Genomic DNA, 15418 nt, shown 5'->3' with positions numbered 1-15418 from the left:
AACCAAGATAGCGACTAAAATTTATTAAACAATACGGAGATCTAATCATGCCTAACGTTGTTAATACCCATGACCCCTATAGTGGCTATAATTTCTGGGTGGAATGGGATGGCATTATCCATGCTGGTTTTCGGGAATGTAGCGGATTAACGGCTACCCGTGCAGCGGGAACCTATCGAGAAGGTACGGACAAAACTTTAACCCAACGCCAAATTCCAGGCCTCAATAGTTACGGCAACATTTCTCTCAAACGCGGCATTACCGATAACCAAGAACTCTGGAAATGGCATAAAACTTTACAGGACGGCACAGCAGAGCGACGCAACGTCTCCATCATTTTAGCTGACGATCAGGGACAAGAAAAAATACGTTGGAACTTAGAAAATTGTTGGCCAACCACCTGGAACGCCCCCGATTTTAATGCCACTTCCGATGAAGTCGCAATCGAAACCTTGGAATTAGTTCACGAAGGCATTACTGTCAGTTAATCAGCCTTAAATAATTGATAATTATCTATGCTACAAACCGAATTTTCCTTTATTCTTCCCCAGGGGTATCTGGATGCTCATGGAAATCTCCACCGTGAGGGAACCATGCGTCTCTCCACAGCCCAGGATGAAATTGCCCCTCTACGAGATCCCAGAGTGCAAAAAAATCCAGGCTATTTGATCATTATTCTCTTAGCGCGGGTAATTACCAAACTGGGAGCATTAGAGCAAATTAATACCAAGGTGATCGAAGAATTATTTTCGGGAGATTTGATTTATTTGCAGGATTTTTATCAACGAATTAATCAAAATGGTCATAGTCGTTTATTGGTTGCCTGTCCCCATTGTCAAGGGGAATTTGAAGTGGAAACCGTTCCCCTGGGGGAGTAAGTCGCTACCCCCCAGAGCGTTTACTGGAGGAGGTAGCCTATCTTGCTTACTATTTTCATTGGCCCCATGACCAAGTAATGATGATGGAACACCGCGATCGCCAACAATGGGTTGCCCAGGTCGCACGAATCAACGAACAACTCAACAATTCGCAAACCTAAGGAGGCAATCGTGAATCAGTTACTCAATCGGGCTTTATTGACCGGCTCAACGATCAGCGCCCTGGGACACGATCCCTATATGGCTTACAACTTTGCAGTGGAAGTTGGTGGAGTCGTGATTGGTGGTTTTAGTGAAGTGAGTGGGTTAAGTAGTGAAATCAATCTCGAATCATATCAAGAAGGAGGGGTAAATGGTTTTGTTCATCAATTTCCTAAAAATACGACCTATCCTAATCTGGTTTTTACGCGGGGTTTAGTCAATGTTGACCTATTTTTTATTTGGTATAAAGCCACCAGTGAAGGCATTATTGAACAAAAAAACGGCACGATTATTTTATTAAATAGTCAACGGATTCCTGTCCTCTGGTGGACTTTTAAAAAGGCCTATCCCGTTAAATGGGAAGGGCCAACGTTCAATGCTAGTGGTGACGAAATTGCGATCGAACGCATCGAACTAGTTCATCAAGGGATTACTAAGAAAAGATAGGTATTTTCATGGAAAATTCTTCATTAAACTGGCAAGATTCATTAAATCCTCAGTTGTTGCAGCGGTTAATTCTTTTAGGTAAACAACCTGGCATTATTAAGCAGGATATTGGCCAAAAAATTATTGATCGTTGCGATCGCTTTTTGAATCGTTTACCCCTATTAAGTCAATATCTACAGCGTTGGCAAGGGCTTAATGAAATGTCTGTAGACTCTGTACCAATTGTTTATGCTTTACCTGCTTTGAGAGAGTCAGAAAATAATCAGACTTTGACAGTCAATCAGACTAACAATTTAGCATCAAATACAGAGAAAACAATACAAACAAAAACAGCATCGTCTCAAACACCATCAGCAGCGAGTAATTATTTGACAGAAAACAGAGAACCTAATACTGCCAATCCTATAGTAATTCAACCATCAACAGGGAATGAAATTGCTCCAGCGATAGAAATGCCGCTAGTGACTAATTCAGAATCCTTAGAGGCGATCGCCACTTCATCTACTATGATTCCTGGAAAATTTAAATCAGAAACTTCTGATTCTATTAACAAAAAAAACAGTATTTCTTTAACACAAAATCAAACTGTTCATCCATTAGCAATCATAGATAATTTTTTATCGTCAAATCAGACATATTCCTTGATCAACAATGGTTTTAAAAAAGAAGATCCACTACCGATTGCTAAAAGTATTGATAGAAACTCTAATTTTTCCGAGAGAAAATATCTAATTGTTAATCCATTATTACAGGACAATGCTTATAAGTTATTATCTGAAAATAAGTCTATTCAAGAGCGTCCTTTAAGTCTGCCTATATCATCAACCAATTCCTCCCTAATTAATTATTCTGAGAATAGAAAGCAAAGATTTAATCGCTCTTTAGAAGAACCTATCACTGAAGAATTTTTAATAGATTCGATGATCTTAGAGCAAAGAAAAATTAAATTACCTGTGGTTAAAATTTCTCATCAATACCCTTCAGAAAATATACAAAAGCAACTGCCCATGCCACCATTTAATTCGTCAAAAATGCCCAGAGTTAACGTAAAAACTGTTGGTGATAGGTCTGCGATCGCGGCTCCCTTACCCCTGGCTTCTAGAAGTCCATCATTGTCCAGTTCTGCTAACTTTGATGTTCAAAGTCAATCGCCACAACAGAGTCCAGAAGTTCCTAAAGTTTTTGCGGTATCATCTCCTCCCACAGAAACCAGAATTTCTCCCATACAAACCACTCCACCAAAAGTTAATCTAGAGGCGATCGCCGATCAAGTTGAGCGGAAAATCATGCGACGTTTAGTAATCGAAAGTGAACGCAGAGGACAAAAACGATGAGTTTAGAAAAATTAAAAATTTATGCCGAGAAAAGCAAAGGACAAAAACCTGATCAATTTCCTTTGCTGATCAAAGTTCCCTTCAACCCAAATAAGATTACTGTTACTAAATCAAATAAAAATGAAGAACAAGAAACTTATAACTTTTCTGATGATCCTGCAACCCTAGATATTGAGTTATTTTTTGATACTACCTTTGAGATAAAACCCAATAAAAATGTTCAAAATTATACGAGACTCATTTATAATTTGGCACAAATTAATATGAACTTAAAACGTCCTCCGCGATGCCGATTAGTATGGGGGACAATATCAGGAAAGGACAGTGTTTTATTACCCGATGGTTTTTTAATAAGTGTGACTAAAACCCTAACCCACTTTCTTGAAGATGGAACCCCTGTTCGTGCTACCTTAGATTGTACGTTTAAAGAGTGGCAAGAACCAGGGATAAAAACCAAAATTGGCAACCCGATTGATGATCCCGTAAGGATAGTAAAACAGGGAGAAAGTCTCAGTAGTATTGCCACAGAAGAATATGGTGATCCCTCTCTATGGCGAATTATTGCCGCAGAAAATCGCTTGATTAATCCTCGAATTTTAAATCCAGGAATGGTGCTAACAATTCCCCCTTTACGAATTAATAATCTTCAAAGTTCATAAAATTAAGATCAGCTATGCCAAGTAATGCCGACCTATTGAACCCTAATAGAAAAATCTTAATTAACGGTAGTTCTCTATCCCCTAAAGTAGATGCCGATTTGATTTCAGTATCTATTTCCGAAGATCTGGAAGTACCGAGTATGTTTGAACTAAAAATTGTTAGTTGGGATTTAGTCAAACAAGAAGTAACCTGGGCAGATAATAATTTATTTGAAATTGGTAATGCAGTAGAAATTCAAATGGGATACGCAAACAATCTCAAAACAATTATTACGGGAGAAATTACTGCTTTAGAACCAGAATTTAGTCAAGAATCAGTACCCATATTAGGAGTGAGAGGCCATGATTTACGCCATCGTTTATTACGTGGTAATCAGACAAAATCTTTTCTGAAAGTAAAAGATAGTGAAATTGCTAACCAAATCGCTACATCTAGAGGATTGAATGCCAAAGTTACTGATAGTAAAGTAAAATTAGAATACGTCTTACAACATAATCAAACTGACTGGGATTTTTTAAAAGCTCGCGCCGAGCGCATTGGTTATGAGGTGGTTGTTGACAAAAAAGACTTGTATTTTCGTCCCCATAAAAACTTTGCTGGTAAAGTTTTAACACTTACTTATAGGGAGGATTTAGTTGAATTTTTTCCTCGATTAAGTAGTCTCAATCAAGTTTCTGAGGTAGAAGTTAGAGGTTGGAATCCTCAAGACAAAGAAGTTGTGGTCAGTAAGGCAGGGGTGGGCAAAGAAAACAGTAAAATGGGAGGGGATAAAACAGGATCTCAGATGATCCGCACCTTTGGAAAATCTAGTAACACAATTGTCGATCAACCAATGTCAACAAAGGCAGAAGCCGACGAAATGGCCTTAGGACAATTTCGAGATATTTCGATCGCCTATGTGATAGCGGAGGGAAGTAGTTTGGGGAATCCCGATTTACGAATCGGCAAAGTGATCGAAGTTAAAGGTATCGGTAAGCGATTTAGCGGTCTTTACTACGTGACGACCACAGAACACAAATTTTCACCCGATCAAGGGTATCAAACTCTATTTACAGCTAGGAGGACTGCGACATGATGGGAATAGACTTATTAATGGCAAAGGAACAAAATCATAAATTTTATGGTGTGACTATTGCGATCGTCACCAATAATCAAGATCCTAAAAAAATGGGTCGAGTTAAGGTTAAGTTCCCTTGGTTATCAGAAAATGATGAAAGTGATTGGTCTAGGGTCCTTAGTCCAATGGCAGGGAAAGATCGGGGTTTATTTTTGTTGCCTGAAGTTGACGACGAAGTTTTAGTGGCTTTCGAGCATGGTGATATGAATTTTCCCTACATTCTTGGTTCATTATGGAATGGTAAAGATACGCCGCCTGAAGTGAATGAAGATGGAAAAAATAATAAAAGAATGATTAAGTCGCGCAGTGGTCACACTATTACCCTAGATGACACTGAGGGAGAAGAGAAAATTATTATTCAAGATAAAACAGGCAAGAATCAAATTATTATTGATTCCAAAGAAAATACGATGAATATCAAGGTGAAAAAAGATTTAACCATAGAAACAGGCGGAAAAATTATCCTAAAAAGTAGTAATGACGATGTTTCGATAGAATGTAAGAACTTATCAATTAAAACCCAGGGAAATTATCAATTGGAAACGGGAAAAGATTGTACTATAAAAGCTAAATCTAAGTACGCACTGGAAGCGTCCTTAGGTGTAGAATTAGGTGTAGAAATTAATGATAATTCCCTAGAGGTGATGTAATGGATATTGATTTTTTAGGAGTGGGTTGGACAAGCCCGGTAAAGATTGATGAAAAAGGTCAAATTAAAACCCAAAAATATGAAGATTCAGTTCGTCAATCTGTGATCATGATTCTCCGTACAGCTAAGGGAGAACGGGTAATGCGTCCTAATTTTGGTTGCGGTATCTATGAAAGGGTATTTTCTCCCAATAATCTCGGAACCATCGGTCAAATCGTCAGCGATGTGAGAGAGGCCTTAATTGAGTGGGAACCTCGTATTGATGTTTTAGATGTTGATACCATTCCTGATGCGAGTCAACCTCATGTTATTTTTATCCAAATAAACTATCAGGTTCGCACTACTAACAATATTTTTAATTTAGTTTATCCATTTTACTTAGATCAATAACAACTATTTCTCTATTCTAAACCTACTACGGAGGATTAAATATGACTTCTTTACCGCCTAAAATTGACCAACGTACCTATGAAGAGATTGTCCAACAAACAGAAGCCTTTGTTCAAGAGTTTACTTCGAGTCTTGAACAGGGATGGAAAGCCCCTCCCCTAGGGCAAATGGATGTGGGTCGAGCTTTAATTCGCATTTTTGGTCGTATGGTAACAAAAATTAGCGATCGCCTCAATCAAGTCCCTGAGAAAAATTTTCTGGCCTTTCTCGATTTAATTGGCGGACAATTACAGCCGCCTCAACCCGCAAAAGTTCCCTTAACTTTTTATTTAGCCGAAGCCAGTCCAGTGGGGGCATTTGTTCCTGCCTATACCCAAATTTCTGCACCTCCCCTGGAAGGCAATGATGAGGAAATTATTTTTGAAACTGAGCAGGAACTTATTGTTACCACTGCTCAATTAAAAGCGGTATTTGTACGAGAACCCAATCAAGATAAATATGGTGACTATACCTTATTTGTCACAGGAAAAGAAGATCAATCCTTTCTGGTTTTTTCAGGCGATCGCCCGATTCAGCATTCTCTTTATATAACTTGTCATGAAATATTTAATTTGCCTGAATTATCTAATTTAAGCCTGACTATAGAAACAAATAATCCCCAAAGTATGGCGGATTTAAATTTATATTTAGATTGGTCCTATTGGAATGGTCTAGAGTGGCAAAATCTTTCTCGTCCTAGCTTAACGATTAAAGACAGCCAGTGTATCTTAAATTTTGCTGATATTACACTTCCTTCTGTCTCTGAAATTAATGGAAAATCAGGAAAATGGCTACAAGCCAAATTAAAATTAAATTCTTTACCCAATAATTTGCCCATTATTAATCAAATTCAAGGTAGCACACAGATTAATCAAGTAAATCTCATGCCTGAAGTTTGTTTATATAATGATACCCCCTTAGATCAGAGTAAGAATTTTTATCCCTTTGGAGAAGAACCCAAATTAAATGATACTTTTTATATTGCCTTACATGATAGGTTTGTTAAACCTGGCGCAAATATCACATTGACTTTTGAGTTAAGCCATACTTCCAATCTAGCCTTTTCTGATATAACTATTACCTGGGAAATACAAGCACAGGGAGAATGGAAAAAAATTGCGACAATAGAAAGTGAAAATCAATTGTGGATGAATTCATCACCTCAGTTGATTAAAAATAGTCCAATAACTACGACATTAAAGTTTCCCCAGCAAATTCCTTCACCCAGTACAGTTAATGGAGAAACTCGTTACTGGATTCGCGCTAGAATTACCCAAGGACTTTATGGACAAGCTTCCACTATTAGAAAATATGCCATCTATAATGAGGTGGCTATCGTTGATAGTGTCACTAATGATAATAAAACGATTTCTATCGTAGGTACAGCATCAGATTTTTTCAAAGCTGGTGATATTATCCGATTAGTCTGGTTAGAAAATAATAGTGAAAAAAGAGAAGAATATAAAATTCAAAGTCTTAGTAATAACCAATTAACCTTAGAAACATTAGTTACTAATCCCCAAGCCAAAGTAAAAGGAACAAAAATTTTCTTAAGATATGTCATCTCTGAAACCGTTCCTCCGAATTATGACCCACCGATCATCCAATCTCTTAAGTTAACCTATAACTTTGATTTTAATGAAAAGGCGATTAATTTTGCCTATAATGATCTTCATTATTCCCAGCCGAAAAAGTTTGATATAAAATTAACGGATAAAATAGATCAGGGTAGTCAGAGAGTCAGTATTAATCAAGTTGAAGGTTTGGCAGTTGGAGAATTTTTAACATTCCCCTCTCAGCCTAATCCAGAAATTCATCAAATCGAGTATATCAATCCTCAAACTAAGCAACTTATTTTAGCGGCAAGTCTCAGTCAAACATACTTAAAAGATACCCGTATTGATTGTCATTTTCGACCATTTATCCCCACTATTGATAAAAATCCTAGTTTATATTTAGGGTTTGATAAACCTTTTGGCAATCAAACAGTTACTCTTTATGCTCAGGTAAATCCTCCATCTCCTGAAGAATTATCTCAAGCAATTTCTCGAAGTAATCCTCAATTAATTTGGGAATATTTTAGCCCCCTGGGTTGGCAAACTTTGGGAGTCAATGATCAAACAAAAGCATTTTCTCACAGAGGCTTAATTCAATTTATTGCTCCTAGCGATTTCACCAAATCAATGATATTTAATCAGGACTTATACTGGTTAAGAGTCCGTTGGCAAGGGGGAAATTTTTCGATTCAGCCTCGTTTAAATAAAATTTTGACCAATACAACCTGGGCAGTTCAGGCAACTACGATCCAAGCAGAAATATTAGGTTCAAGTAATTACGAAGCTCACCAAACTTTTACTGCCCGTTATTCACCAATTTTAATCGGTGAAAAATTAGAAATTCGAGAAAATGAAATTCCTCAACAGTTTGATTCGGATAAATTGACAGTGATTCGAGATAATTTAGGAGAGATTGAAGAAATTTGGGTAACATGGCAAGAAGTTCCCGATTTTTATAGTTCAACGGAGAGCGATCGCCATTATTTATTAGATCGTCAGACAGGAAAAATTAGCTTTGGTGATGGACAATCAGGGATGATTCCTCCCAGGGGTCGTAATAATATTCGTCTTTCTTTTTATCGTGTTGGTGGTGGTGAACAGGGAAATCTCGTTTCCCAATCAGTCAATCAACTTAAAACCACTGTTCCCTATATTGATCGAGTCATCAATTTAGAAGCAGCGGCTGGGGGGGCCAATCAAGAAAAGCTCGAACGCCTCAAAGAAAGAGTTCCGCAAAAATTACGGCACAGAAATCGCGCAGTCACCCTTCAAGATATAGAAGATTTAGCCTATGAAGCCTCTACGGATGTGAAGAGAGTTAAATTGATTACACCTAATTTAATGACTCCAAAATTTAGTGCATTAAATGGAGGTTTGTGGTTAGATCCGACCAAGAAAGACATAACACTTGATGATTATATCAACAGTAAAAGGACACAAATTACCAACCCCGATGAATTTAAAACAATGATAGAAAAAATTAATCAGGATTCGGGAAAAGTTAAATTAATAGTTTTACCTAATAGTAAAGAACGTCAACCCAATCCTAGTTTAGCTTTATTAGAAAAAGTCGAAAGCTATATTCGATGTCGTTGTGAAGAAATGTTAGATATAACTGTCACCGTTCCCAAATGGCAAAAAATCATTGTAACTGCCACCATTACACCCACGACTTACCAAGGATTAGATCGCCTCAGAGAGACGATTAATCGGCGTTTAGAAGCCTTTTTACATCCCCTCACCGGCGGAAGTGGAGACGGTTGGCGATTTGGACGCTATCCCCAAAAGTCTGATTTTTACGCACTGATTCAGTCCATTTCTGGGGTTGATCATGTGGATTTATTGGAGATTAATCCCGATCCTGAATCACCCGAACTAGCGGCCGACTTATTAATATTTTCGGGTCATCATATTATTCATTTTATTCATTTGCAATCTTCTGGAGGAAATTAAATTATGAATTTACCCTTACCTAATCTGGATGATCAGAGCTATGATGATTTGGTGCAAGAGGCGATCGCGCTTATTCCCTTAGAATATCCTGAATGGACTGACCATAATCCAACAGATACGGGAATTATTCTGATTGAATTGTTTGCTTGGTTAACAGAAATGATCCTTTATCAAATTAATCAAATTCCCGATCAAAATTATGCTAGTTTTGTGAGTTTATTAAAGGGAGAACAATGGACTTTACCGAACAAATCTGCTGAAGAAAAACAGAAACAACTCCAGATTGAAATTAGAAAAACCTTATTAGAATTAAGAAACACCTATCGGGCTGTCACGAAAGAAGATTACGAGAAACTCATTCTTGAAGAGTGGAAAAATTCACAGGATTTTACCGAAGCAGAATCTATCGCTAGGGTTAATTGTTTACCTCTGAGGAATCAAAATCAAACTAACGCAAAAGGTCATATTACCCTAGTTGTTGTTAAAGATGATGATAATATCACCAGCAATGCGGCCTATCCAAATCTCTTTAAATTTCTCGATCAGCGAAGGTTATTAACCACCCGTATTCATCTAGTCGCACCTAAATATATATCAGTTAATCTGGAAACAACATTAGTGATTGAAGATGGCATCAAGCCAGAAGATGTTAAAGAAAATGCTCAGGAAGCGTTAAAATATTATTTTCATCCTTTGCAATCAGGAAAATATTGGCAGGGTAAGGGCTATCCCTTTGGCCGTAATGTTTATATATCAGAATTGTATCAACTGTTGGATAATTTATCTGGGGTAGATTATGTAAAAAAATTAATTATTCACCCAGAAGAAAAAAAATCTGAAACAGTCCTCACTGAAATTAAGTTAGATGATGACCAATTGATCAACTTTCAAACTGCAACAATTACAATCGAGGTGAAAATCGGCAATGAATCCAGAGAAGTCTAAGTTAGTCAGTAGCTATCTGCAATATTTACCTGCCATTCTTCAGGAAGATCCCTTTATGGGTAGGTTTTTATTGGCTTTTGAAAAGATTCTTTCGGGAGTGAAGGATTTACCCAATTATGAAAAAATCATTCAAGGAAATAGCGAAAATGTCCCTGGATTAGAAGAGATTATTAATCGGATTGAGACTTATTTTCATCCCCAAGAAACGCCAGAGAAGTTTTTGCCTTGGTTAGCGGGTTGGGTGGCCTTAAGTTTACGAGATGATTGGGAAACTAGCACTAAACGAGCATTTATCAGGGAAATCGTTAAACTATATCGGATAAGAGGGACAAAAGAGGGATTGGCTTCGGTTTTAAAGCTCTATCTAGTCAATTCAGGTTTTGGCGATAAGGTTGAAATTTTTGACCAATTTGATAATTTCCCGAATTATTTTCAGGTTCAATTAACGTTAAATGACCGCGATCCTGAAAAGTATTGGCGACAGTCTAGGATTGCGAAAGCTATTATCGATCAAGAAAAACCAGCCCATACCTTTTATTCGCTGAAAATTCTGATACCGACGATGCAGTTGACGCGGCGATCGCAGGTTAACTATCCCTTTAAATTATTTAATGACCTTCAAACCCAAAATTTTACCTTAGAAGTTGCCATTATTCCTCAGCAAACCGCGCCAGAGAAAATCATTAATTTGTCTAGGCAGTTAGTTGTGAAAATTCAAGGAAATACAACTGAAATCACCCCCTATTCTCCCTTAATTGTTACAGATAATCAGGCTTTTTACGTTAAACAAAAAATAACCTATCAACAATTTTTAGATAATTTAGCAGGTTTTAATGTGATATTGTCTAATCAAACTGATAATCTTTTTGTAGGAGGTTTAAAAGTAACGCTTTTTATGGATCTTAATGGTAATCAGAAAGAGACTATCTTATTAGAACAATCATTGAATTTATTACCCGTTCTCAAACTTTGTAGTCAAGATAAATCAGGTAATATTATTGGAGGTAATACCATTCTTAAACAAGCCCAAGCTCCTGAGTTTTCTGGGATGCAGATTACCAAGTCTCTCTGGACAAATCCCTATAATTTTACTTTATTTGACTCTCCCATAATTCAAATTTTTGAATTAGAGGCTACCGTACAAATTAATCAACCTCCAGCAATCACAGAAAATATCATCAACAATATTGCTATTCGTTTTCAAGATGAAAATTCCAACTATCATTTATTAACGCCGACAACAGTTATTCAAGGCAATAAAATGACCATTAAACGCCAGCTTAGTTACCCACAACTTCTCAACATTTCAGATAAGTTACAGTTGACAGTTAAAAATCTTAACAATGTTGAGACTAGCGGAAAAGTTCGTGTTAGTGTTAAAATGAATATTAATCTAGTTCCGGCAGTTTTTACCTTGTTTGAACAAGATCTAAACCTAGCTGCTGTTCCTCCTAAAGATATCTTAAAAATTTGTTATCAAGATCAGGATGGAAAAATCATTAACACAGATAAACAAGGCACTGTTTTTACCATTTTAGGAACTCAGTAACTTTAACCATTAATTAAATTATTCTGACAATTCATTTTTAAGGAGTCAAGCCATGCCCAAATCAAAAACCGATTTTACCAACTTTGTTGATGCCCGCCCTAACTATTTCCCTGGTCAATTTTTATTAGAAGATGATTTTGAGGTTGAACAAAAATATCTAATTGACCGCCAAAAATATCATCGGCAAAGTCTTCATGTTTCAGGCATTGTTGAAGGATTGGAAGTAGAGGTGATCAAGGATAAGCAAGAAGTCCAAATAAAATCTGGATCTGCTATTAATAGCAATGGAGATTTAATTATCCTGAAAAAGGATACTTCTTTTTCTAAGTTTGCTCCCCTTACGAATGGAGAGTTATATATTAGTTATAAAGAAGAAAAACAGGTTAAACAACAAGAAGATTTCACTCGCTGGCAAGAAGTCCCAACCATTGGTTTTGCAGCTACAACTCCCAATGATGGTGTTAAGTTAGCTAAAATTTCTATTGTTAATAATGTTCTGACGTTAGATCTAACTGTTCGTAGTTATTCAGGCATCTTTTTGCCTAATGCGACTGGCAATGATTTAACTCTGCGATCAGGAGGAAATGCTAATCCTAATGTAGCGATTTTAAATGGTAGTTTAACGGTAACGGGAACAATTACAGGTAATATTGATGCGACAAATATTAATTCTGGAGTATTAGCTGTTGAGCGTATTCCTAATTTGTCAGCAAATAAAATTACTTCTGGAACATTAACTATTCCTGGATCTTCAGGCACTTTGTTACAAGTTGGAGCAGAACTTGGTAGCACAGCAAATATTGATCTATCTGGTCATGTACAACTTAAAGAATTTTCAACTAATAATCTTGCTTATCTCCAAGCCAGAAATGATAGTTCAAATCGAAATATTGGACTCAGAATCAGAACGCAAAAACAGGGAACTACTAACCCTGAACTTGTTGAAGCACTTACAATTTCTCCTACGGGCAATGTCGGCATTGGTACAGAAACTCCATCTGAAAAACTAGAAGTTAGTGGCAATTTAAAAGTTACTGGCAGTCTGACAGCAGGTAACAAAATAACTGTACCAGGAAATCAAAAAATTGAATTTTCAGATACAGATATTACCAATAACCTGAAGCTTCAGCTATGGACTGGCTATGGTTTAGGCATAAATGGCGGGACATTATTTTACGCGGCTGCTGGAAAACACTCTTGGCGAGATATTAACGGTAATAATGAAAGAATGGCACTAACGACAGGAGCGGATGGTTCTTTAACTGTTAATGGAACGGGAACGTCTTCTTTTGCTGGCAATTTAAGAGTTAGTGGAGCGATCACCCTAAATTCTGGTTCAAACCCAATTAATTTTACTGGTAAGTGGCAAGCAACACCTGATGTAGTAACTAATGTTGCAGAGATTAGTAACGATACATCTGACTACAAAACATTAATGATCATAGGGAACAAATCGAATGGTCAGGGTAGAAGAGTTTCTGTATGGGATCGTTTTGAAGTTAATGGAACATTTGTTAATAACTCATCGCAAGAACATAAACAAGATATCACTAAACTTTCTAATGAAGATTTAAACTCAATTCTTAAACGATTGAAGCAAACACCTGTATTTAGATATCGATTTAAGACACCAGGAATTGATGGTAAAATAAGATTGGGGGTAATTGCCGAACAATCCCCCGAAGATATATTAGATGAAAGTGGTAAAGCTGTCAGTTTTCTGGACTATAATGGTTTTCTTTTAGCGGCACTCAAAGCTCAACAGTCTTTAATTGAGAATCTACAAAATGACATTCTACTTTTACAGAAGCGATAAAATTATTTTCTTAACTTGAAATTTCCAGCTTCTGCAATATATTTTTTGATTACGAATCAACCAATGTCTGACTTCATTCTCTTCATAGTTGATAAACTCCTATTAAAACCTTATATTGGACAAGGTTTAAGACAGGATTTAGCAAAACAATTTGGCGATCCACTTATTGAAAATAACGACTAAACTATTGGCAAAACATCTACGATTCTTGAGGAAATTCCGTGTGAAATAAGCTAAAAAACGATGATCAAACAGTTCAAGTATTATTAAAAAATGTCTGATTTTATCTTGATCACAGGGGATAAAGCCATGTTTAACCCCACCTTTGGACAAGCAATGGTTACAGTCCGCCCAGGGGACTTAATCGGCACAGGGAAAGGTAAAATTAACGGTAAACTGATTTGTGTTGATGGCGACGAAAAAACAGTAATCGTCCCTGGTTGCCCCTACATGACCTCCCAATATAGTATTCCTGGTGTGGGCATTCTTTCTATTCAATCTCTGGGGGGCAACCAAAAAGCAACGAAAACCAAATCAGGCGGTAAACCCGTCCTCCTCAAAGGAGCTACTTTTACCGCTAAATTCCAGGTCGCTGTTCCTGCCCAACAACCCACACCAGCCGGACCAATCCCCGATGCTACCCGCCAATATTCAGGGACGGGTACATTTATGACCACCAACCTCAAAGTTAAAGCAACCTAACAGCATGAAAAAACAACTGGAAAAACGCCTAACCGAACTCAAAAGCGAATTTGAAGCGGGTCAAAAAATGATGACAGAACTAGAAAGTAAACAGTCCAATCTGCGGGATACATTACTGCGAATTAGTGGAGCAATTCAAATCCTAGAAGAAGAAATTAACAGAGTTAATGAAACCTTAGAACCCGTTCAAGAAACTCCCGTAGAAATTATTAACTAAAATTGTTTATTTTGACGATGAAAATAGGGCAGTTTGTCATTATATCTCTTACAAAAAAAGGACATACAGCACTTCCCGATGTTATGAGGTACAAGAACCCCACCCCCAACCCTCTCCCCGCTTGCGGGGAGGGGGCTTAAGATGTACCTTATAAGAGCGAAAACCGCTGTAATATATTACAGCAGTTCCCGGTATTCTGAAGTACAGATATTAATGATAAAACTCTTGTGGTGCGGGCATCTTGCCCGCATAAAGTGTACCTCACTCAAGCTGAAATTGCTGTATATCCTACAAAGCTTTATCTAGGCATAGTCGCCTAAATCCCCCGTCATTAAAATTTTGTTTTGCTGCTGATATTCCAGACGGATAGCTTTAATAATATGTCCGCCTAATCACTTACGATATAGTTCATCATTGTATTGCCTTTTTCCAATTACCAATTACCCATTACCAGCCTCAACAGATATGATAAATATTCAACCGGACATGATATAATAATATGGTTCATAGCGATCGCTCTCTTCTCTTGATTCTCATCCCCTGCCGCCAAAAAAGCCGCCCGGAGGGCAATATTCTTCAGAAAATTCAACATGAAATAACTCGATAGCTATTGCTATTCAATTTTATGAAAACTATCACAATAAACAATGAATTAAAAACAATTCTCAGCCAAATCGAATTTCAACTAAAAAAACACTACGGACAAAAACTCTTTCAACTTGTTTTATTTGGTTCCCAAGCCAGGGGAGATGCTCGTCCCGACTCTGATATTGATATTCTTATCGTCCTCAATGAAACCGTCAACCCTGGCGAGGAAATAAAACAAACAGGGAAGATAATTGCAGATCTATCTTTAGAAAATGATGTAGTAATTAGTCGTTTATTTATAGATAAAGAACAATTTATAAATGGGTCTGGACCTCTACTCAGAAATATTCGTAAAGAAGGCATTACTTTATGAAACC

General features: G+C 37.1%; 16 protein-coding genes and 1 pseudogene. 16 read left to right on the top strand and 1 reads right to left on the bottom strand.

Annotation, left to right across the window (positions count from 1 at the left end):
- Positions 1–47 precede the first annotated feature (47 nt).
- The 15 genes and pseudogenes from H6G25_RS05800 to H6G25_RS05735 all read left to right on the top strand — a co-directional run bounded on the left by H6G25_RS05800 (position 48) and on the right by H6G25_RS05735 (position 14453).
- Positions 48–488 (top strand): phage tail protein, encoded by a 441-nt coding sequence (locus H6G25_RS05800; RefSeq protein WP_190391655.1) that lies wholly within the window; start codon positions 48–50, stop codon positions 486–488.
- 27 nt (positions 489–515) lie between these two features.
- Positions 516–878: a phage tail assembly protein gene (locus H6G25_RS05795; RefSeq protein WP_137906580.1), complete on the top strand. Its 363-nt coding sequence runs from the start codon at positions 516–518 to the stop codon at positions 876–878.
- 17 nt (positions 879–895) lie between these two features.
- Positions 896–1039, top strand: a pseudogene (locus tag H6G25_RS21620) (DUF6760 family protein); the annotation flags it as partial.
- A 10-nt stretch (positions 1040–1049) separates the two neighbouring features.
- A complete protein-coding gene (locus H6G25_RS05790) occupies positions 1050–1526 on the top strand; it encodes a phage tail protein (RefSeq protein ID WP_347239147.1) in 477 nt (158 codons plus the stop codon).
- 8 nt (positions 1527–1534) lie between these two features.
- The gene (locus H6G25_RS05785) at positions 1535–2860 is read left to right on the top strand and encodes a hypothetical protein (RefSeq protein WP_190391654.1); all 1326 of its coding nucleotides are present in this window, start codon (positions 1535–1537) and stop codon (positions 2858–2860) included.
- The gene (locus tag H6G25_RS05780) at positions 2857–3519 is read left to right on the top strand and encodes a LysM peptidoglycan-binding domain-containing protein (RefSeq protein ID WP_190391653.1); all 663 of its coding nucleotides are present in this window, start codon (positions 2857–2859) and stop codon (positions 3517–3519) included. The genes H6G25_RS05785 and H6G25_RS05780 overlap by 4 nt, the downstream gene beginning before the upstream one ends.
- Positions 3520–3533: 14 nt before the next feature.
- Entirely contained in the window at positions 3534–4595 is a 1062-nt protein-coding gene (locus tag H6G25_RS05775; protein WP_190391652.1) for a phage late control D family protein, read from the top strand.
- A complete protein-coding gene (locus H6G25_RS05770; protein WP_190391651.1) occupies positions 4592–5287 on the top strand; it encodes a phage baseplate assembly protein V in 696 nt (231 codons plus the stop codon). The genes H6G25_RS05775 and H6G25_RS05770 overlap by 4 nt, the downstream gene beginning before the upstream one ends.
- Complete coding sequence (locus tag H6G25_RS05765; RefSeq protein ID WP_190391650.1) at positions 5287–5676, top strand: GPW/gp25 family protein; 390 nt, start codon at positions 5287–5289, stop codon at positions 5674–5676. The genes H6G25_RS05770 and H6G25_RS05765 overlap by 1 nt, the downstream gene beginning before the upstream one ends.
- A 41-nt stretch (positions 5677–5717) precedes the next feature.
- On the top strand, positions 5718–9224 hold the full coding sequence (locus H6G25_RS05760) for a baseplate J/gp47 family protein (protein WP_190391649.1): 3507 nt from the start codon (positions 5718–5720) through the stop codon (positions 9222–9224).
- A 3-nt stretch (positions 9225–9227) separates the two neighbouring features.
- Entirely contained in the window at positions 9228–10169 is a 942-nt protein-coding gene (locus H6G25_RS05755) for a baseplate J/gp47 family protein (protein WP_190391648.1), read from the top strand.
- A complete protein-coding gene (locus H6G25_RS05750) occupies positions 10150–11718 on the top strand; it encodes a phage tail protein (RefSeq protein ID WP_190391647.1) in 1569 nt (522 codons plus the stop codon). Before H6G25_RS05755 ends, H6G25_RS05750 begins: the two co-directional genes overlap by 20 nt.
- A 52-nt stretch (positions 11719–11770) precedes the next feature.
- Positions 11771–13534: a tail fiber domain-containing protein gene (locus H6G25_RS05745; protein WP_190391646.1), complete on the top strand. Its 1764-nt coding sequence runs from the start codon at positions 11771–11773 to the stop codon at positions 13532–13534.
- A gap of 273 nt (positions 13535–13807) precedes the next feature.
- Positions 13808–14236 (top strand): hypothetical protein, encoded by a 429-nt coding sequence (locus H6G25_RS05740; RefSeq protein WP_190391645.1) that lies wholly within the window; start codon positions 13808–13810, stop codon positions 14234–14236.
- A gap of 4 nt (positions 14237–14240) precedes the next feature.
- A complete protein-coding gene (locus tag H6G25_RS05735; protein ID WP_190371714.1) occupies positions 14241–14453 on the top strand; it encodes a hypothetical protein in 213 nt (70 codons plus the stop codon).
- A gap of 433 nt (positions 14454–14886) precedes the next feature.
- Here H6G25_RS05735 and H6G25_RS05730 read toward each other — a convergent pair whose 3' ends face one another.
- Entirely contained in the window at positions 14887–15045 is a 159-nt protein-coding gene (locus H6G25_RS05730) for a hypothetical protein (RefSeq protein ID WP_190391644.1), read from the bottom strand.
- A 33-nt stretch (positions 15046–15078) separates the two neighbouring features.
- Here H6G25_RS05730 and H6G25_RS05725 point away from each other — a divergent pair, with 33 nt between their 5' ends.
- Positions 15079–15414 carry a nucleotidyltransferase domain-containing protein gene (locus H6G25_RS05725; protein ID WP_190391643.1) on the top strand — a complete coding sequence of 112 codons (336 nt, stop codon included), beginning with the start codon at positions 15079–15081 and terminating at the stop codon, positions 15412–15414.
- The last annotated feature ends 4 nt before the right edge of the window (positions 15415–15418 follow it).

It is taken from the genome of Dolichospermum sp. FACHB-1091, assembly GCF_014697585.1.
Lineage (GTDB): Bacteria > Cyanobacteriota > Cyanobacteriia > Cyanobacteriales > Nostocaceae > Dolichospermum.
The sequence above is the reverse complement of the archived record's forward strand: the minus strand, read 5'-3'. Positions and strand labels throughout refer to the sequence as shown.